This window comes from Streptomyces vastus (assembly GCF_039532825.1).
GTDB classification, from domain to species: domain Bacteria; phylum Actinomycetota; class Actinomycetes; order Streptomycetales; family Streptomycetaceae; genus Streptomyces; species Streptomyces vastus.
In genome coordinates this window covers 84603-101774 of sequence record NZ_BAAASJ010000026.1, presented here as the reverse complement: position 1 = coordinate 101774, position 17172 = coordinate 84603, and the positions used below count along the sequence as shown (strand labels likewise).

The following is a 17172-nucleotide window of genomic DNA, read 5'->3' as shown; positions in this document are numbered from 1 at the left end:
GCTGACGCACCGGCCCACGGCCCCGCACCCACCACCCACCCAAGGGGCGCGAGGAACTGCGCGACAAGCCACGACGGCGCCGCACCCGAAAACGAACCCACCCGCACAACCGCCGGAGGCACCCGCAGCCGGCACTCAGACCCGAACCCAAGTCCCCCGGTCCCGAGCCATCGCATGCAGCGCCTCGACATCCGCCGGCTTAAGCACACCCCCAGCACGAGCCAGCGCAGCGACATCGTCCGAAAGAACGCGGACCTCACGCAACGGCGTCACCACCGAGACGTGAGACGGTGCGAAAAGCGCCAGCACCGGATGCACCTCAGCCGTCAGCGCGTACGACGCCCGGTCCGCAGCAGACCGGACCCTCCGCAGCAACGGCGACGGCTCCCGACGCCCCACCCTCACCATGGGATCAGCGACCAGCACCCGCTGCTTACGGGCGTACAGCGAATGGACGGCGAAAAGCCCACCCGGCCCGATCACCAGGTGATGAAGACGGTCGCCACCAGGAAGCGGAATGGAATGCAGCGCATGCCACCCCGCTCCCTCCAGCTCATCAAGCGCCGCCCCCACCGTCAGCTCCGCCGCAAGCGCCCGCCGCCGAGGATCGGGCCGTAGCCGGTGCGGAGACGACGGATCACGGTCCAGGGCGATCTGGAGGGCCTCACCGGGGCGGTTGGGGGCAAGGTCGTCGTCCGGGTGCAGGGTGAGCCGGGCGAGCTCCGCGGGGGTCGGGACCGGCGGCGGCCCGACGGTCACAGGACCGGTCAGAAACGGGCCGAGCGCGTCGAGAACATCCTCGCGCCGGTCTTCGCTGAGCAGGTTGACCCGGCCGGCCTCCCTGTCGTACCAGGCGACGTTCCTGCCGTCGGTGAGACAGACGTACAGCCGTTCCTGACCGTGCCGCCAGGTCGGTACAACGCGCAGTCCGCTCATGCACCATCACCCCAGACCATGGGAACAGGCGGGGTACTCCAGGGGCAAGAACCCAGTTACCTTTGTCACGACGTGAGCGGGAGGCGCCGTTGCAGCCCAGTAGCAAGCGACCCGGTGCGCCGGCTCCGGACACCCCGTGGAGCGAGATCGTGCCCGGCCTGTGGATGGGCGGGCACGAGTACACGGGCCGGTCCGGCGGGCTGGAGTTCGCCGTCGTACGCGACGAGTTCGACCTGGTCCTGACGTTGCTCCGACTACCCGGTCACGGCCCCGACGACCACGTGGAACACCATGTGTGGCCGATCCCGGACGGCCCTCTGGACGGTACGCAGCTCGCCGGCGTCCTGCGGCTCGCGCGGACCGCGGGCGAAGGGCTGACACAGGGCCGCCGGGTCCTGGTCCGCTGCTACCACGGCTACAACCGCTCGGGTCTGGTCGTCGCCCACGCCCTGATCAGCGCGGGCCGCACCGCCGACGAGGCGATCCGCCTGATCCGTGGCCGCCGCTCCCGGTGGGCCCTGCACAACGATCTCTTCGTGGAGTACCTGGAAACCGGCCTCGACACGGTCCGGCTCCTCGAGGAACTGGCCGAGTGATCAGCTGAGTCACGGAGTGTGAACTCCAGCCACGTAGCGGAATGGGCTTCCGCCGGATCACTGACTGGGCTCCGTACTGGGAGGCTCAGAACCGGAACGCACCCCGATGGCGCAGCAGGAGAGGCGACCCCCAAGGTCGACTCCTAGCGTGGCGATCAGTCACTGGCAGTCATCCCTGCACACCCTTCAGGAGGCCCACTCATGTCCCTGCGTTCCGCTGTCACCCGCCTCGGTATAGCCACCGCCGCCGTCACTCTCGCGCTCGCCGCCCCCCCAGCCCCGCCCTCGCGAACGGCGACGACGACGGCAACGACTGGGGCGGCCAGCACAGCCGCCAGGACAACAACCAAGAGTTCACCGAGGGCCGTGTAACCGCCGTCGGCGGACTCACCCTCCGCGACAGGCCCACCCCCGACAGCAGAGCGATCGGCCTCGCACCCCAGGGCTCGACCGTCCGCATCTTCTGCCGGACGCCGGGCGCCACCGTCGACGGCAACCATCTCTGGTACCTCCTCGCGGACGGCGTCTGGGCCTGGGGCTCGGCCCGCTACATCGACATCTTCGGCCACGAGCCCCGCTGGTGCTGAAGCCAGTACTGACGAGGTCCCCGGCGCCGCCGGTCACAGCGCCGGGTCCCGGCGAACTCGCGGCGCTCGGCTCACCCGCTCACCACGGCCGGTGACGACGGCTCCCGGACGAGTGCGGCAGGCAGGGCCACGTACGCCGTGACGCCCGAACCGGCGGTGGGGCGCAGCTCCACATGGGCGCCGAGGCGGGAGGCGAGCGCGCCCACGACGTGGTGGCCGAGGAAGCGTGTGGGGGCCGTGAGGAAGGAGCCGCTGCCGGACAGCAGGGCGTTGGCTTCGGCCATGCGTTCCAAGGTCATGCCGATGCCGCGGTCGACGACCGCCAGGCAGTACTCGGCGCCGTCCCGCCAGCCGTAGACCTCGACCTGCTGTTGCGGCGGGCTGAACATCAGGGCGTTCTCGACGAGTTCGGCCAGCAGATGGGACAGCTCGGCGACGGCATGGCCGCGGATGCGGCAGGCCTCGACGTCGACGGCCGCGACCCGGCGGTACTGCTCGACCTCCGCGACGGCCGACTGCACCACCTCGGTGACGGTGACCATGCCCGGCCAGGAGCGGGCGGGAGCCTCCTCGCCGGCGAGGACGAGAAGGGACTCGGCGTTGCGGCGCATGCGCGTGGCCAGATGGTCGAGCTCGAAGAGCTCGGCGAGGGCGTTCGGGTCGAGTTCCTGGTTCTCCAGGGTGGTGATCAGGCCGAGCTGGCGCCTGAGCAGCGTCTGGTTGCGGCGGCCGAGGCTGGCCAGTGACTCGGTGCTGTTACGGCGCAGGACGGCCTGTTCGGCGGCAAGGCCCACGGCGGTGTGCTCGACGTTGCGCAGGGCGGCTGCCAGCCGGGTGATCTCCCGTGCGGTGCCCGGGAGTTGGGGCCCATCTGGATCGTTCGGGCCGCTCGGGTGGGGCGTGTCCGGGTTGGCTTCCTGGATGCGTTTGACGGCGGTCGGCAGTCGGGTGCCCGCGACCGCGTCGGCCTCGTCGGCGAGGGCGCCGAGCGGTCGGGTGATGGAGCGCGCGGAGATGACGGCGAGCGCGGTGGCCACGGCGACGATCAGCGCGCCGAGCCCGAGGAAGCCGGCGAGCTCACGGGTGGCTGCGGAGCCGCTGTCCTCCGCGACGGCGCGTACATCGTCGCCGACGGTGCGCTGTACGTCGTGCAGGTCGTCGACGAGGGTCGTCATGTCCCGCCACCAGCGGGCCGGGGCGACGTTCAGAGATGAACCGTCGGCACCGCGCTCGGCCTGCGTCTCGTAGCCGCCGACGCGCCGGGCGGCAGCCGTCTTGAAGGCGGCGTCGAGGTCGGACTGCTGGGCGGGGGTGGCGAGTTGGCGGAACTGGCCGAGCGCGGCGAGGCGGGTGGCGCGGATCCCGGTGAAGTCGAGGTACTCGCCGCCGCGGAAGCGTCCGGCCGCGAACACCCCGTTGAGCGAGCCGCGTTCGAGGGCCACGGCCTCGGTGGCGCGGGCCAGGGCCTGCAGGGCCTGGACGCCCTCGGTGATACGGCGCTCGCCATGGGCCGCGCCCGCGGACTCGGCGTCGACGAGGGCGGTGACGGCCTTCGTGTAGTAGGCCAGTGTGCCGGCCCGGTCGGCGGTGCCGGTGTCGACCTCGGCACGGGTGACGGGAAGGTCGGCGAGGGGGATCTGGGCATCGTCGAGGGCGGAAGCGGAGGCGTCCGGCAGATCACCGCTCTCCTCCGAGAGCACCGCTCTCAATGCGGAGCGGGCGTCGTCGGTACGGTCCCGCTGCTTCCGCACGTCGTCCCGGTACTCCTCGGCACCGCCCAACAGTCCGTTGGTGAGCCCGCGTTCGCGTTGCAGTTCCCGTACGAGACCCTGCACCTGCAGCAGCACGCCCACCTGAGCCTCGGTCCCCCGCGCGGCGGACCAGTCGGCGGCACGGTCGGCGACGCCCAGCCCCGTCAGCACGAGCAGAAGGCAGGTCGGCACGGCCAGCACGATGGCCATGCGCCCACGGATGGAGTTCCAGCCGGGAAGGGCAGGAAGGGTGGGAAGTTTGGTCAGCACGTTCCCCGTCATGCCCCGCGAGGCTACGGGCGGGCCGGTGAGGCGGCGGTTTCCCGCCCGTAAGACGTCGATGCACAGGAACTCACCCTGCGGCAGAGGCAGTTGTGAGAAGGGGAGGGAAGGGGAAGTACAGGGACGGAGAGCGCGTCGGCGACCACATCGCATACCCCGACCGGCGAGTCGGGTCCGTGCTCAAGGATTGAGAAAGCCCTTGGGCATGCCGCGGAACCGACCTATCGTTCGGTTCATGACGCAACCCACCGCGTACGAACTCGCCCAGATCAACATCGCCCGCCTCAAGGCCCCACTGGATTCCCCTCAGTTGAAGGACTTCGTCGACGCCCTCGACCCGGTGAACGCGGTCGCCGACGCCTCGGACGGCTTCGTCTGGCGCCTGCAGAGCGACTCGGGCAACGCGACGGACGTCCCCGTCTTCGGCGACGACTGGCTCATCGTCAACATGACGGTATGGCGCGACACCAACGCCCTCACGGCCTTCATGTACCAGGGCCGGCACCGTGAGTTGCTGTCCCGCCGCCGCGAGTGGTTCGAGAAGCTCCAGGAGGCGGTGACGGCCCTGTGGTGGGTCCCGGCGGGACACCGGCCGACTGTGGCGGAGGCGGAGGAGCGGCTGCTGCATCTGCGCGCCCACGGCCCGACGCCGTACGCCTTCAGCCTGCGGACATCGTTCCCGCCTCAGGGGGCGGAGCCGGTGCTTGGCGAGGTGCCGGAGGGGCTCGGCTGCTCGGTCTAGCGGCGACGGTTGATGGCGGTGAGGTCGATGTCGATGGGAAAGGGGACGGTCAGCTCCAGCTTGTCGTGGAAGATGCCGGTCAGACCGTAGACCTTGGTCGCAGGGTCGAGTTCGTAGACGTAAACCACCGGAAGACCCTCGTTCTCCTCGACGCGCCAGTAGTGCTGAATGCCCGCCCGCGCGTACTTCTGTGGTTTCACCTCCCGATCTCGGTCTTCAGAGTCCTCCGAGACGACCTCGACGGCGACGATGACGTCTTCGGGCCGGAACCACGTCTGCTTCGGACCGGCGTCGGCGTCCGTGCGGATGACCAGGACATCGGGCTCCGGACGATTGCGCTTGTTGAGCTTGATGGTCATCTCCCGCATGACGTCCAGCTCGTCCGGCACCTGATCCAGCAGGCTGTTCTCCAGCAAGCGCATGGCAAGCGAGTGGAAACGAGTCTGCGGACTCACGAAGACCAGGCTCCCGTCGATCAGCTCCGTGTGCGGAGGAAGGTTGGGAAGCTCGTCGAGGTCGTCCGCCGTCCAGCCACCCTGCGGCGGACGAGCCCACTCGTAGTCGTCGTCCAGTCCGTAGTCGCGTGCGGCGCTCATGGTTGCTCCCATGTGACGGAGTCTGCCTGGCACAGTCAGCGTACCCAGGGGAATATGCCGAATCGCCCGACGACCGAGTGATCAGCCGTCGCGGCGTTGACCCGCCTCAGCCCTCCACCCCCGCCTCGATCGCCTCCTCCACCTCCGCCACCCGCTCCCGCTCCTCCGCCGCGAAGCGCTCCGCGTCCAGTTTCTCCGCGATCTCCTCGTCCTGGGCCATGAGGAGGTCCAGGTTGGAGTTGCCCATCTCGAAGACGCCCATGTCGACGTACGCCTGCTGGAGGCGCTTGCCCCACAGGCCGATGTCCTTGACGCAGGGGACGATGCGGCTGAAGAGCAACTGGCGGAAGAGAGCCAGGAATTCGGACTGCTCGCTGTACTCCTCGGCCTCCGCCCTGGGGATGCCGAAGTTCTCCAGGACTTCGACGCCGCGCAGCCGGTCGCGCATCAAATAGCAGCCCTCGATGACGAATTCCTCGCGTTCGCGCAGTTCGGCGTCGGAGAGCTGCTTGTAGTAGTCGCGCAACGCCATGCGGCCGAAGGCCACGTGACGGGCCTCGTCCTGCATGACGTACGCGAGGATCTGCCGCGGCAGCGGCTTGATGGTCGTGTCCCTGATCATGCCGAAGGCAGCAAGGGCGAGGCCCTCGATCAGGACCTGCATTCCGAGGTACGGCATGTCCCAGCGCGAGTCGCGCAGTGTGTCACCGAGCAGCGACTGGAGGTTGTCGTTGACCGGGTAGAGCATCCCGATCTTCTCGTGCAGGAAGCGTCCGTAGATCTCCGCGTGCCGGGCCTCGTCCATCGTCTGGGTCGCGGAGTAGAACTTGGCGTCCAGGTCTGGAACGGACTCGACGATCCGGGCCGCGCAGACCATCGCGCCCTGCTCGCCGTGCAGAAACTGGCTGAACTGCCAGGAGGCGTAGTGCTTGCGCAGCTCGCCCTTGTCCCGCTCCGTCATCCTCGCCCAGTGCCGGGTGCCGTAGAGGGTGAGCGACTCGTCGGGGATGCCGAGCGGATCGTACGGGTCAACCTCCAGGTCCCAGTCGATACGTCGCTGTCCGTCCCACTGCTTGTCCTTGCCCTTCTGGTACAGGGCCAGCAGCCGGTCGCGTCCGTCGTCGTACTCCCAGCTGAACCGTGCCGCACCGCTCGCGGGCACCTGCCAGAGGGGGTCCCCGGGGTCCTGGGCGTAGAGCTCATAGGTCGGCATGGTGCGCAGGCTCTCGCGTGCTAGACGAAGTGTCAACAAGTCTCACGCAAGGGATTGACGAGCTTGCTGACAGGCGGTCTCATAAGCGTTGACCACCGGTAACTCCCTTGACCTGTCAGGACCTTCGAAGAGGTGGCTCGGCCATGACGACCGTGACGGAAGCCGAAGCGCTCGCGGGTGCCCGCGATGCGCTCGGCCTGCTCAAGGACCGGGAACAGGTGGCCGCACGGCTGCTCGACGCGTCCGCGAAGCACTCCTTCGACCCCGACAAGGAGCTGGACTGGGACGCGCCCTTCGAGGAGGGCAAGTGGTTCTGGCCGCCGGAGCTGGTGTCGCTGTACGGCACGCCTCTGTGGCGGCGGATGTCCGAGGAACAGCGCATCCTGCTCTCCCGGCACGAGGCCGCGGCGCTGGCCTCGCTGGGAATCTGGTTCGAGATCATCCTGATGCAGTTGCTCGTGCGGCACATCTACGACAAGGCGGCGACGAGTGCGCACGTGCGCTATGCGCTGACCGAGATCGAGGACGAGTGCCGGCACTCGAAGATGTTCGCCCGTCTCATCAGCCGGGGCGACACCCCGTACTACCCGGTGAGCCGCCTCCACCAGAACCTCGGGCGCCTCTTCAAGACGATCTCCACGACCCCTGGTTCCTTCACGGCGACGCTGCTCGGTGAGGAGGTCCTCGACTGGATGCAGCGCCTCACGTTTCCGGACGAGCGCGTCCAGCCGCTGATCCGTGGCGTGACGCGGATCCACGTCGTCGAGGAGTCCCGTCATGTCCGGTACGCCCGTGAGGAACTCCGCCGGCAGATGGTGACCGCTCCGCGCTGGTCCCAGGAGTTCACCCGCATCTCCTCCGGGGAGTTCGCTCGCGTCTTCTCCGTCGCCTTCATCAACCCTGACGTCTACGCGAACGTCGGGCTCGACCGGCGCGAGGCGCTGGCCCAGGTCCGGGCCAGCGCGCATCGGCGCGAGGTCATGCAAACCGGAGCCAAGCGTTTGACGGACTTCCTCGACGACATCGGGGTGCTGCGGGGTGCCGGGCGGCGCCTGTGGCGGTCGTCGGGCCTGCTCGCCTGACCCTGCGGATGGGTTGGGGCAGGTGTGCGACTCCCCGCGACCAACCACCCGCACCCGAGAACGAACCCCCTGCTCAACCCCCGGAGGGCTACGCTGACGGACATGACCTCCGAGGCCCCCACCCCCGCATACCGGCGCCTCACAGTAGAAGAACGACGCGGCCAGCTACTCAACGCGGCGTTGGAGCTCTTCGCCCGGCGGGTCCCGGAGGACGTGTCCCTGGATGATGTGGCCGAGGCCGCCGGGGTGTCGCGGCCGCTCGTGTACCGGTATTTCCCCGGTGGGAAGCAGCAACTGTACGAGGCCGCTCTGCGGTCCGCCGCCGAAGAGCTGGAACACTGCTTCGCCGAGCCCCCGGAGGGCGCGCTGACGAAGCGGCTCGCTCGCGCGCTCGACCGGTATCTCGCCTTCGTGGACGAGCACGACGCGGGATTCAGCGCGCTCCTCCAGGGCGGCAGCGTCATCGAAACGTCCCGGACCACGGCCATCGTGGACGGCGTACGACGAGCCGCCGCCGACCACATCCTGAGTCACCTGGACGTGAAGGAGCCGGGGCCACGGCTCCGGATGACCGTGCGGATGTGGATCACCGCCGTCGAGGCCGCCTCGCTCATCTGGCTGGACGAGGAGAAGGAACCGCCGCTGGACGAGTTGCGCGACTGGCTGGTCGAGCAGTTCGTGGCCTGTCTCGTGGCGACCGCGGGACGCGACCCGCAGACCGCCGGTGTCGTACGGGCCGCGCTCGCGCTGGAGAGCGCCGAGGGACCGCTCGGCTCGCTGATCCGCCGGGTGCTCCCCGTGGTGGGCGACGCCCCGTTTGTCAGACTGGCCCCGTGAAGAGCGAAGACACTCCCTTCGTGGGCGGCCCTCTCGACGGCCGCGTACTGCCGGTGCTGCTCGGCATGACCGGGCACCCGCCGAAGGTGTACCGGGTTCCGGTCCCGGACGCGGCGGGCGGTCCGCCGACGGTTCTCGTCTACCGGCGCGTACCGGCGGCGCAGGGCAGAAAGCTCGCCCTTCACCCGGGTTGGAAGTACGAGTTCGACCCCGGTGGCGACAAGGGCGGCAAGCTCAAATGGCCGTGGTCCAAACCGGAGACCACACCGGACACCAAGCCAGACGCCACGCCGCACGGCAGGCCCGACGACGCCGACGAGTGACCCCCTTGAGCCGAACCGACCACTGCCCGCGCGAGCGCGACGCAGCCGTCTGATGCTCGCGGTACGGGGTGGAGAGGCCACCCCGTACCGGAGGTGGTGACGTGTCAGGAAGGCTTCTCCGTCTGGTGTGTACGGCGGCGATCGCGACCGGCGCAGTCATCTCACCACCACCGGGACCGGCACCCGCGGCAGCAACGGCGCCGCCCGGCGAGTCCCGCGAATCCGGCGAACGGCCCGTCGCCGAGAGGCCCGTCGCCGAGCTGCTGACAGGCCTTCAGCGCCTCTACCGGGAAGCCGAGAAGGCCACCGAGACCTACAACGCCACCGAGGAGAAGCTGAACAACCAACGCGCCGAGGTAGCGAAGCTGAACCGGCGGCTCGCCAGGGCCCGCCTCTCCCTGCACGACAGCCGCAGCGCCGCCGCACGGCTCGCCCGGCAGCAGTACCAGAGCAGCACCGAGATCTCCCCGTACGTACGCCTGCTCCTCGCCCGCGACCCGCAGCACGCCCTCGACCAGGCGCATGTGATCCGGCAGCTCTCCAAGCGGCGGGCCGAGACGGTGCACCGGCTGACCGGGAGCGAGAAGAAGACCGACGAACTCGCCCGCGCCGCCCGCAAGGCCCTCGACGGCCAACTCGCCCTCGCCGAACGGCAGAAGAAGGCCCGTGACGCCGTACGGAAGCGCCTCGAGGACGTCGAGGAACTGCTCGCCTCCCTCAGTGCGGACCAGCTCGCCGAACTGGCCGAGCTGGAGAAGGCCTCGGAGGCCGAGGCGCAGGAGGAACTCGTGGCCTCCGGCGCACTCGGCAGCAGCGCGCGCCCTCCCTCGCGGAAGGGCGAGGCGGCGCTGCGGTACGCCGTGGAGCAGATCGGCAAGCCGTACGAGTGGGGCGCCGAGGGACCGGACACGTACGACTGCTCGGGGCTGACGTCCGAGGCCTGGGCATACGCGGGGCAGACCGTCCCGCGTACCAGCCAGGAGCAGTGGGACCAGCTCGACAGGGTGCCGCTGAGCGAGCTGCGTCCCGGCGACCTCGTCGTCTACTTCCCCGAGGCCACCCACGTCGCTCTCTATCTGGGCAACGGCAAGGTCATCCACGCCCCCCGGCCCGGCGCGACGGTCAAGGTCTCACCCCTCGCGGCCAACCCCGTCCTGGGCGCGGTCCGCCCGGACCCGGCCGGGAAGCCCCTGCGGCAGTACACACCACCGAAGCTCCCCCCGGGCGCGACGGACGGATCAGACGAGGGTTACGAGGGCGAGGGCGGCGAGACCTCCGACGGCGAAGGCTCCGAGGGCTGAGCCCCTTCGGCGGCTGCCGCACCCATCACTGACGCCAGATACGCCTCGGTCTTCTCCGGCTCGTAGAAGAAGTTCTCGTAGTCCGCCGGGTCGTTGAAGCCGTTGGCGAAGCGGTCGGCGACCGGCGGGAGCTGGCCCGCCGCGCCGATCAGGTTGAGGACGTGCTCCGGCGGTGCGCCGAGCATCGCGTTGGTCCACTTGGTGACGTACTGGGCGGTGTCCCAGTAGCGCTCGAAGGTGGCCCGCATCCAGGTCTCGTCGAAGGGCTGATCACCGTGGGAGAGGATCGAGTCCAGGTACGAAGCGGCGCATTTCGAGGCGGAGTTGGAGCCCTGGCCGGTGATCGGGTCGTTCGCCACGACCACGTCCGCGACGCCCAGGACCAGGCCGCCGCCGGGGAGGCGGCCAACGGGGTTGCGGACGGTGGGGGCGTAGCGACCGGACAGCGTGCCGTTGGCGTCGGTCAGCTCGACCTTGGTGGCCCGCGCGTACTCCCAGGGCGTGAACTTCTCCATGAGTTCCAGGGTCAGGGAGAGGTGTTCGGCGGGGTCCTTGATGCCCTGGAAGACGTCGAGCGGGCCGCCGGGTATGCCCTCCCAGAAGAGGATGTCGGCGCGGCCGGAGTTGGTGAGGCAGGGCATGACGAAGAGTTCGCCGACGCCGGGGACCAGGTTACAGCGGACCGCCTCCATGTCCGGGTGCTCCGGGCGCGGGCCCAGGCCGTGGACGTACGCGACGGCCAGCGCACGCTGCGGCTCGGTGTACGGGGAGCGGGCGGCGTCCCGGCCGAACATGGAGACCAGCTCGCCCTTGCCCGCCGAGACCAGCACCAGGTCGTACGTGCGGGAGAAGTAGTCGAGGTCGGAGACCGCCGCGCCGTGGATGACGAGCTGGCCGCCACGCTGTGCGAACGTCTCCATCCAGCCGGCCATCTTCACGCGCTGGTCCACGGACTGCGCGTACCCCTCGAGCCTGCCGACCCAGTCGATCGCCCGCTGGGTGGGGCCCGGGTCGTGCGAGCCGGGGGCGGCGACCGAGACGCCGAGTCCTTCGATCTTCGGGGCCTGGGACTCCCAGAAGTTCAGCTGGAGATCGCGCTCGTGCTGCAGAGCCGTGTGGAACATGCACTGCGTGGACATGACGCGGCCGGCACGGATCTCGTCCGCCGTCCGGTTGGACATCAGGGTGACCTCGTACCCGTGCGACTGGAGTCCGAGGGCGAGCTGGAGTCCGGACTGACCGGCTCCGACGACGAGTATCTTCCGCATGCGGGTCCTGTCTCCTACCTGCAACTACTCGGGGCTGACGGCGAGCGCGTGGCCGACGAGGGCCAGCAGGGTCTCGATCACCGAGATCCGGCCGCGCGCGTCCATGATCATGACAGGTATGTGTGCGGGCACGGTGAGGGCCTCGCGCACATCTTCGGGTTCGTACCGCTCGGTGCCGTCGAAGTGGTTGACGGCGACGACGTACGGCAGTCCGCAGCTCTCGAAGTAGTCGAGCGCGGGGAAGCAGTCCTTCAGGCGGCGGGTGTCGGCGAGGACGACCGCACCGATCGCCCCGCGTACGAGGTCGTCCCACATGAACCAGAACCGCTGCTGGCCCGGTGTGCCGAAGAGGTAGAGAACCAGGTCGTCGTCGAGCGTGATGCGGCCGAAGTCCATGGCCACGGTCGTGGTCAGCTTCTCGGGGGTGGCGGTGAGGTCGTCGGTGTCCTCGCTCGCCTCGGTCATCAGCGCCTCGGTCTCAAGGGGCGTGATCTCGGAGACGGCGCCGACGAGCGTGGTCTTGCCGACGCCGAAGCCCCCGGCCACCACGATCTTCGTGGCGATCGGGGCGCGCGTCGGGTCTGTCTGCCAGGCCTGAAGGTTCTCGTCCGCGTCCGGGACGGAGACGGGGCCTGCGACGGCCTCAGAGACGGCGGAGTCCATTCAGCACCCTTTCGAGCAGTGCGCGGTCCGGCTGTCCGGTGCCGTGACCGGTTCCGTACACGCGGATCTTTCCCTGGTCCGCCAGATCGCTGATGAGTACGCGGACCACGCCGAGCGGCATCTTCAGCAGCGCGGCGATCTCGGCCACCGTGCGCATCCGGCGGCAGAGTTCGACGATGGCCCGCATCTCGGGCATCACACGGGTGCCCAGCGAGCCGTTCGTCAACTCCCGCCGCTCCTCGGGGGCTTCGAGCGCGGCGGTGCTCGCCACGAAGGTCTCGACGAGCAGTACGTGACCGAAGCGCGTACGGCCGCCGGTGAGCGAGTAGGGGCGTACGCGGGCCGGTTTGCGGTCGCTGCCGCGTATCGGCAGCTTGGGCGCCTGGCTGCTCACTGGGTGCTCCCTATCGACGCGTCCTCTATCGACTGGCGCAGCTCGCTGCGGAGTTCGGGGGTCAGGACGTGCCCGGCGCGGCCCACGAAGAGCGCCATGTGGTACGCGACGACGCTCATGTCGCAGTCCGGCGCCCCGTGTACGCCGAGCAGCGAGCCGTCACTGATCGACATGACGAAGAGGCTGCCCTCCTCCATCGCGACCATGGTCTGCTTGACGCCGCCGGAGTCCATCAGTCTGGCGGCGCCGATGGTGAGGCTGCCGATGCCGGAGACGACGGTGGCGAGGTCGGCGGAGGAGCCCCTGGGGCCGGTGGGCCTGGCGGTGCCCGCCGCCTCGACGGCCTCCGCGTTCCTCCCGGCGTCGGAGGAGAGCAGCAGCAGACCGTCGGAGGAGACCACCGCGACCGACAGGATGCCCGGCACCTCCTCGACGAGGTTCGTCAGCAGCCAGTGCAGATTGCGGGCCTCATTGCTCAGCCCGAAGGTACTCGGCGCGGTCAACTGCTTGCCTCCTCGACTGTGTCCCCCTGGACTGTGTCCCCCTCGTTTTCCACGACTTCTGTTGCGCGTTCCGCTGTGGGCGCATTCTGCTCGGGCGTCCGCTCGGCGAGTTCCGCCTCGACGTCGCGGCGGCCCTCGATCGCGCCTCGGTGGAACCCGCCCAGCCTGCGGCGCAGCGCCTCGGCGTCCACGGACGCCGCGCGCGGCCTGGCGGCCGGTGCGGGCGCGTTGATCTTGGGCGTCCGCTTGGGCAGGCCCTTGTCGGTGACCCGCTCGGGTTCGTCTGCGACCTGCTCGTCCGTGACCTGCTCGTCTGCAACCCGATCGTCTGCAGCCTGTTCGTCTACGAAACGGTCGTCGTGGGCCCGCTCGTGGGAGTCGGGGCCGATGGCGTACGGGTCGGGGTTGCCGGCCTGAGCGGGGATGGTGATGAGCGCCATGGTGGTCTCGGGCGCGGACGGCTCGGGTGGCTTCGGGGGCTCGTCGGGCTCTGGAGCCTCGGCGGGCTGAGCGGGCTGAGCGGGCTGAGCGGGCTGAGCGGATTCTGCGGGCGCGGGCTCGGCTTCCGGTGCGGCGGGCGCGGAGGACGCCACTTCATCCCGTACGACTTCCTCGGCGCCGGTGTCGGTTTCGGCGCCGGTCTCCTCCCGTACCGCCTCTTCCGCCGCCGCGATCAGCGGATCCCGGCTCGGACGGCCGGGCAGCACATTGGAGTTGACCTCGGAGTCGGCGCCGGGGAACGACAGTGAGCCGGCGCTGCCGAGTGCCTGGTGGGTCGACGAGGGGACCGCCACGGCGGGTGCGGCGGCGAGCAGCGACTTGGGCAGGACCACGACGGCCGCGATGCCGCCCTGCTTCTGCTCGCGCAGCCGTACCCGTACGCCGTGCCGGTGCGCGAGCCGCGCGACCACGTACAGGCCGAGCCCGAGACCCTCGCCGCTCTCCTGGTCGTACGCATCCTCGGGGTCGAAGTCCGAGAGGCGGGCGTTGAGTTGGTCGAGGCGGTCGGTCGTCATGCCGATGCCCTCGTCGTGTACGGAGAGCATGACCTCGCCGCTTTCCAGGAGCCAGCCGGAGACCTCGACGGGGATGTCGGGTGGCGAGAACGACGTGGCGTTCTCCATGAGTTCGGCCATCAGGTGGCTGATGTCGTCCGCAGCGAACCCGGCGAGGTGCGCGTGCGGCGGCAATGCGGCGATCCGTACCCGCTCGTAGCGCTCGATCTCGCTGACGGCGGCGCGTACGACATCGATGAGCGGGACCGGCTCGGGGTGCTGGTGGCCGTGTTCTGCGCCGGCGAGGACCAGCAGATTCTCGCTGTGGCGGCGCATGACGGTGGCGAAGTGGTCAAGGCGGAAGAGCGTGCCGAGCCGGTCGGGGTCCTGCTCGCGTTCCTCGAGTTGCTCGATGACGGAGAGCTGCCGCTCGACGAGACCGAGGGTGCGCAGCGAGAGGTTGACGAAGGTGCCGTGGATGCTCTGCCGTACCTGCGCCAAGTGGGCGGCGGCCTCGGCGAGTTCACTGCGCAGCTTGTCGCCCTCGTCGGCCATGAGCTGGCGCTGGCCGATGAGGTGTCTGCGGTCGCTCTCCAGGCTCGTCAGCCGCTCGTGGAGCGCGACGGCGTGCGCGTGCAGCGTGTTGACGGAGCGTACGACCTGGGCGAACTCGTCGTTGCGGCCGGTGAACTTCACCGGCTCCTGGGCTGCCGGGTCGGCGGCGAGCCGGGCCGAGCCGAGGCGGAGCACGGCCAGCGGGCGGGTCAGCGTACGGGCCATGGCGGTGGAGACGCCGACGGCGACCAGCATCAGGAAACCGAGGAGTGCGATACGGATCTCCAGCGCGGTGACGTCGTCGTCGCGCAACTGGGCGAGATCCTTGGCCCGTCGGCTGTTGAGGGACGCCTCGATGCCACGCATCTGTTCGACGCGGGCGGAGAGCGCGGCGTCCAGTTTCTCCGTGTTGGTGCCGAGTTCGGACGCGGAGAGGGTCGCCCGGTCGACGAGGGTCGCGAGGTACCTCTCGGCGGAGGTGACGTCGGGGCCGGTCACCGTGGAGTAGTACGACGCGCTGTCGGTGGTGGGCGCGGCGTCGTGGAACTCGGCGAGCGCGGCCTGCTCGCGGACGTTCGCCTGCTGGGCGGCGGCGCTGAGGGCGTTGCGCGTCCTGGTGTCGGCCGCGGAAGACGTGGTCTCCCTGCTGGTCTCGCCGGTGACCGGGTCGGTGACGGTCTCGGTCCTGGTGGGCACGTTCAGCGCGGCGAGGAGCAGTCCGCGGGTGGCGGCGGCCTGCTGGACGGCGGTGTCGAGGTCGGCGAGTGCGTGCGCACCGGCGCCCGCGCGGGGCGGCAGCCGCTCGGCCAGGTCCTCGGCGAGGCCGTGGAGTCCGGCTATGGCGGTGGAGTACGCCCGATGCGCTTCGAGAGCGGTGCTCTTGCCGGTGAGCGCCGCTCTGCGTACGGAAGAGATCTCGTCGAGGTCCTTGCGCAGTTCGGCGGGCGCCTCCTCGGTGCTCAGCTCGTCGACCTGCCGGTCGACGCGGGCGCTGTGCCGCTCGGAGGGGCCTTCGCCGTCGGGGCGGCCGGCCGCGATGTAGGAGGTGACCTCGTCGCGTTCGTCGGCGAGCGCATGGGCGAGGGTCAGCGCGTCCTTGGTCTGGTCGGCGAGCGTGACCAGGTTCTGGGAGTCGTTCAGGTCGCTCGAGGCGGCGACCACGGAGGGGGCACCGGCTGCGGCGATCGCGGCGGCCACGACGGCGACGGCGACGATCAGCCGGGTGCGTACGCGAGCGGGGCGGCTCTTTCCGGCGGGATCCGGGTAACTCGGCTGTCCTGCCGGAGAGATCTGAGAGCTCGGCATGCGCCCGGAGGCCTCGTCCGAGGCCGTCTGACTGCCTTTGCGCCGAGGCCGCATCTTCTGCACCGATGCTCGCATTCTTGACTCGTGTACCCATGGGCCCGGGTGACGATCCGTCATCAAACGTGTCGCCACTGTTACGGTTCCCGACCCTCCCAGTGCCGGCGGACAGTGGCAGCGCATCGCCTGACCCGCCACCCAAAGGAGTGAACATCGGTGGGGCAGAGGTGGGCAAGTTCCCCTGGCCGGTGCAGCCACCTTGCGCGGTGGGCCTGTTGGACTCCCGCGGCATCCGGTGGCAGGATGCGCCGCCATGCTCCGGCGGAGCCGATTATTCTGCCGCATTTCAGGCGGGTGACCTGCCACTTCGCGCCAATTCGGCGACGATTGGCAGCCTTTGACGAAGCTTGTGAAGAGCTCGTGCAGACTGGCCGAATGCGCACGGAACTGATCTCGGTCCCCGGTGATCCCGCCCGCCCGAACGAGGACTACGCAGCAGCCGGACTCCCGGCTTCCGGTCAGGGCGGTTCGCTTGTCGTGCTTGACGGAGTGACTCCACCGGCGACGGAGGTGGGCTGTCGGCATTCGGTCCCCTGGTTCACGGCGCGGCTCGGCGGAGCGCTGGGTGAACTGTCCGCTTCACGCCGAGATCTGCCCCTCACCGAGGTACTGGGCCAGGCCATCTCACGAACCGCGGATGCCCATCGCACCACATGTGACCTTTCTCACCCACGAACCCCACAGGCAACCGTGGTCCTCGCCCGCTGGTCCGCACACGAGGTCGAGTACCTGGTCCTCTCCGACTCCGCCCTCCTGGCCGAGTCCCCATCCGGCACGGTCACCCCCCTCCTCGACGACCGCCTCTCCTGCGTCCCCCGCGCCTCCCTGGCCACACACTCGATCACCGACGCGACGATCCGCAACAAGGAGGGCGGCTTCTTCACAGCCGCCGCGGACCCGTCGGTGGCCGCCCGCGCGGTGACCGGCACGCTCCCGCGCACCGAGGTCCGCACGCTCACCGCCCTGACGGACGGCGCCACGCGCTGGGTGGACAAGTTCCGCCGGGGCGACTGGGCCGATCTGGTTGCGCTGGTGCGGAAGGAGGGGGCTCAGGCGCTGGTCGAGCGGGTGCGGGGGCTGGAACGGGCGGATTCGGAGCGGGAGTTCTTGGGGCGGAGCAAGATGCATGATGACGCGACGGTGGTGTACGTGGAGTTTTGACGGCGCCCTTCCGCCCGCATTCCCC

The 17172-nt window shown here is 69.7% G+C and carries 17 protein-coding genes; 8 read left to right on the top strand and 9 right to left on the bottom strand.

The window, feature by feature from the left end; translation table 11 throughout:
- Nucleotides 1–135: 135 nt before the first annotated feature.
- A complete protein-coding gene (locus tag ABD357_RS12175; protein WP_344389722.1) occupies nucleotides 136–936 on the bottom strand; it encodes a nuclease-related domain-containing protein in 801 nt (266 codons plus the stop codon).
- 164 nt (nucleotides 937–1100) lie between these two features.
- Between ABD357_RS12175 and ABD357_RS12170 the strand changes: the two genes are divergently transcribed.
- Nucleotides 1101–1532 carry a protein-tyrosine phosphatase family protein gene (locus tag ABD357_RS12170; RefSeq protein ID WP_425584830.1) on the top strand — a complete coding sequence of 144 codons (432 nt, stop codon included), beginning with the start codon at nucleotides 1101–1103 and terminating at the stop codon, nucleotides 1530–1532.
- A gap of 41 nt (nucleotides 1533–1573) precedes the next feature.
- Nucleotides 1574–2119 carry an SH3 domain-containing protein gene (locus tag ABD357_RS12165; RefSeq protein WP_344389720.1) on the top strand — a complete coding sequence of 182 codons (546 nt, stop codon included), beginning with the start codon at nucleotides 1574–1576 and terminating at the stop codon, nucleotides 2117–2119.
- Nucleotides 2120–2190: 71 nt separating this feature from the next.
- Here the strand turns inward: ABD357_RS12165 and ABD357_RS12160 are convergent, their stop codons facing one another.
- Nucleotides 2191–4152 carry a sensor histidine kinase gene (locus ABD357_RS12160; RefSeq protein ID WP_344389719.1) on the bottom strand — a complete coding sequence of 654 codons (1962 nt, stop codon included), beginning with the start codon at nucleotides 4150–4152 and terminating at the stop codon, nucleotides 2191–2193.
- Between the two features lie 235 nt (nucleotides 4153–4387).
- On the opposite strand from ABD357_RS12160, the gene ABD357_RS12155 reads away from it, so the two are divergent.
- Nucleotides 4388–4894: a DUF3291 domain-containing protein gene (locus tag ABD357_RS12155; RefSeq protein WP_344389718.1), complete on the top strand. Its 507-nt coding sequence runs from the start codon at nucleotides 4388–4390 to the stop codon at nucleotides 4892–4894.
- Here the strand turns inward: ABD357_RS12155 and ABD357_RS12150 are convergent.
- Both ABD357_RS12150 and ABD357_RS12145 read right to left on the bottom strand, forming a co-directional pair.
- Nucleotides 4891–5490: a Uma2 family endonuclease gene (locus ABD357_RS12150; RefSeq protein ID WP_344389717.1), complete on the bottom strand. Its 600-nt coding sequence runs from the start codon at nucleotides 5488–5490 to the stop codon at nucleotides 4891–4893. The genes ABD357_RS12155 and ABD357_RS12150 overlap by 4 nt on opposite strands.
- A gap of 106 nt (nucleotides 5491–5596) precedes the next feature.
- Nucleotides 5597–6703, bottom strand: coding sequence for a ferritin-like domain-containing protein (locus ABD357_RS12145; RefSeq protein WP_344389716.1), 1107 nt, complete (start codon nucleotides 6701–6703; stop codon nucleotides 5597–5599).
- Nucleotides 6704–6846: 143 nt separating this feature from the next.
- Between ABD357_RS12145 and ABD357_RS12140 the strand changes: the two genes are divergently transcribed.
- The 4 genes from ABD357_RS12140 (at nucleotide 6847) to ABD357_RS12125 (ending at nucleotide 10246) form a co-directional block, all read left to right on the top strand.
- Nucleotides 6847–7785 (top strand): AurF N-oxygenase family protein, encoded by a 939-nt coding sequence (locus ABD357_RS12140; RefSeq protein ID WP_344389715.1) that lies wholly within the window; start codon nucleotides 6847–6849, stop codon nucleotides 7783–7785.
- Nucleotides 7786–7887: 102 nt separating this feature from the next.
- On the top strand, nucleotides 7888–8622 hold the full coding sequence (locus ABD357_RS12135; RefSeq protein ID WP_344389714.1) for a TetR/AcrR family transcriptional regulator: 735 nt from the start codon (nucleotides 7888–7890) through the stop codon (nucleotides 8620–8622).
- A complete protein-coding gene (locus ABD357_RS12130) occupies nucleotides 8619–8945 on the top strand; it encodes a hypothetical protein (RefSeq protein ID WP_344389712.1) in 327 nt (108 codons plus the stop codon). Before ABD357_RS12135 ends, ABD357_RS12130 begins: the two co-directional genes overlap by 4 nt.
- Nucleotides 8946–9046: 101 nt before the next feature.
- Entirely contained in the window at nucleotides 9047–10246 is a 1200-nt protein-coding gene (locus tag ABD357_RS12125; RefSeq protein ID WP_344389711.1) for a C40 family peptidase, read from the top strand.
- On the opposite strand, the gene ABD357_RS12120 is transcribed toward ABD357_RS12125, so the two are convergent.
- From ABD357_RS12120 to ABD357_RS12100, 5 genes are read right to left on the bottom strand one after another with little or no spacing between them, the layout of a single operon-like run.
- A complete protein-coding gene (locus tag ABD357_RS12120) occupies nucleotides 10195–11514 on the bottom strand; it encodes a styrene monooxygenase/indole monooxygenase family protein (RefSeq protein ID WP_344389710.1) in 1320 nt (439 codons plus the stop codon). The genes ABD357_RS12125 and ABD357_RS12120 overlap by 52 nt on opposite strands.
- Nucleotides 11515–11538: 24 nt before the next feature.
- On the bottom strand, nucleotides 11539–12177 hold the full coding sequence (locus ABD357_RS12115; protein ID WP_344389709.1) for a GTP-binding protein: 639 nt from the start codon (nucleotides 12175–12177) through the stop codon (nucleotides 11539–11541).
- Nucleotides 12158–12571, bottom strand: coding sequence for a DUF742 domain-containing protein (locus tag ABD357_RS12110; protein ID WP_344389708.1), 414 nt, complete (start codon nucleotides 12569–12571; stop codon nucleotides 12158–12160). Before ABD357_RS12110 ends, ABD357_RS12115 begins: the two co-directional genes overlap by 20 nt.
- Entirely contained in the window at nucleotides 12568–13074 is a 507-nt protein-coding gene (locus tag ABD357_RS12105) for a roadblock/LC7 domain-containing protein (RefSeq protein ID WP_344389707.1), read from the bottom strand. Before ABD357_RS12105 ends, ABD357_RS12110 begins: the two co-directional genes overlap by 4 nt.
- Nucleotides 13071–15929, bottom strand: coding sequence for a sensor histidine kinase (locus ABD357_RS12100; RefSeq protein WP_425584823.1), 2859 nt, complete (start codon nucleotides 15927–15929; stop codon nucleotides 13071–13073). Before ABD357_RS12100 ends, ABD357_RS12105 begins: the two co-directional genes overlap by 4 nt.
- Nucleotides 15930–16361: 432 nt before the next feature.
- Here ABD357_RS12100 and ABD357_RS12095 point away from each other — a divergent pair, with 432 nt between their 5' ends.
- Nucleotides 16362–17147: a protein phosphatase 2C domain-containing protein gene (locus ABD357_RS12095; RefSeq protein ID WP_344389703.1), complete on the top strand. Its 786-nt coding sequence runs from the start codon at nucleotides 16362–16364 to the stop codon at nucleotides 17145–17147.
- Nucleotides 17148–17172 lie beyond the last annotated feature (25 nt).

Coding starts and splice junctions, on each gene's coding strand:
- ABD357_RS12175 (WP_344389722.1), bottom strand. CDS start 936: ATGAGCGGACTGCGCGTTGTACCGACCTGGCGGCACGGTCAGGAACGG.
- ABD357_RS12170 (WP_425584830.1), top strand. CDS start 1,101: ATGGGCGGGCACGAGTACACGGGCCGGTCCGGCGGGCTGGAGTTCGCC.
- ABD357_RS12165 (WP_344389720.1), top strand. CDS start 1,574: ATGGGCTTCCGCCGGATCACTGACTGGGCTCCGTACTGGGAGGCTCAG.
- ABD357_RS12160 (WP_344389719.1), bottom strand. CDS start 4,152: ATGACGGGGAACGTGCTGACCAAACTTCCCACCCTTCCTGCCCTTCCC.
- ABD357_RS12155 (WP_344389718.1), top strand. CDS start 4,388: ATGACGCAACCCACCGCGTACGAACTCGCCCAGATCAACATCGCCCGC.
- ABD357_RS12150 (WP_344389717.1), bottom strand. CDS start 5,490: ATGAGCGCCGCACGCGACTACGGACTGGACGACGACTACGAGTGGGCT.
- ABD357_RS12145 (WP_344389716.1), bottom strand. CDS start 6,703: ATGCCGACCTATGAGCTCTACGCCCAGGACCCCGGGGACCCCCTCTGG.
- ABD357_RS12140 (WP_344389715.1), top strand. CDS start 6,847: ATGACGACCGTGACGGAAGCCGAAGCGCTCGCGGGTGCCCGCGATGCG.
- ABD357_RS12135 (WP_344389714.1), top strand. CDS start 7,888: ATGACCTCCGAGGCCCCCACCCCCGCATACCGGCGCCTCACAGTAGAA.
- ABD357_RS12120 (WP_344389710.1), bottom strand. CDS start 11,514: ATGCGGAAGATACTCGTCGTCGGAGCCGGTCAGTCCGGACTCCAGCTC.
- ABD357_RS12115 (WP_344389709.1), bottom strand. CDS start 12,177: ATGGACTCCGCCGTCTCTGAGGCCGTCGCAGGCCCCGTCTCCGTCCCG.
- ABD357_RS12100 (WP_425584823.1), bottom strand. CDS start 15,929: ATGCCGAGCTCTCAGATCTCTCCGGCAGGACAGCCGAGTTACCCGGAT.
- ABD357_RS12095 (WP_344389703.1), top strand. CDS start 16,362: ATGCGCACGGAACTGATCTCGGTCCCCGGTGATCCCGCCCGCCCGAAC.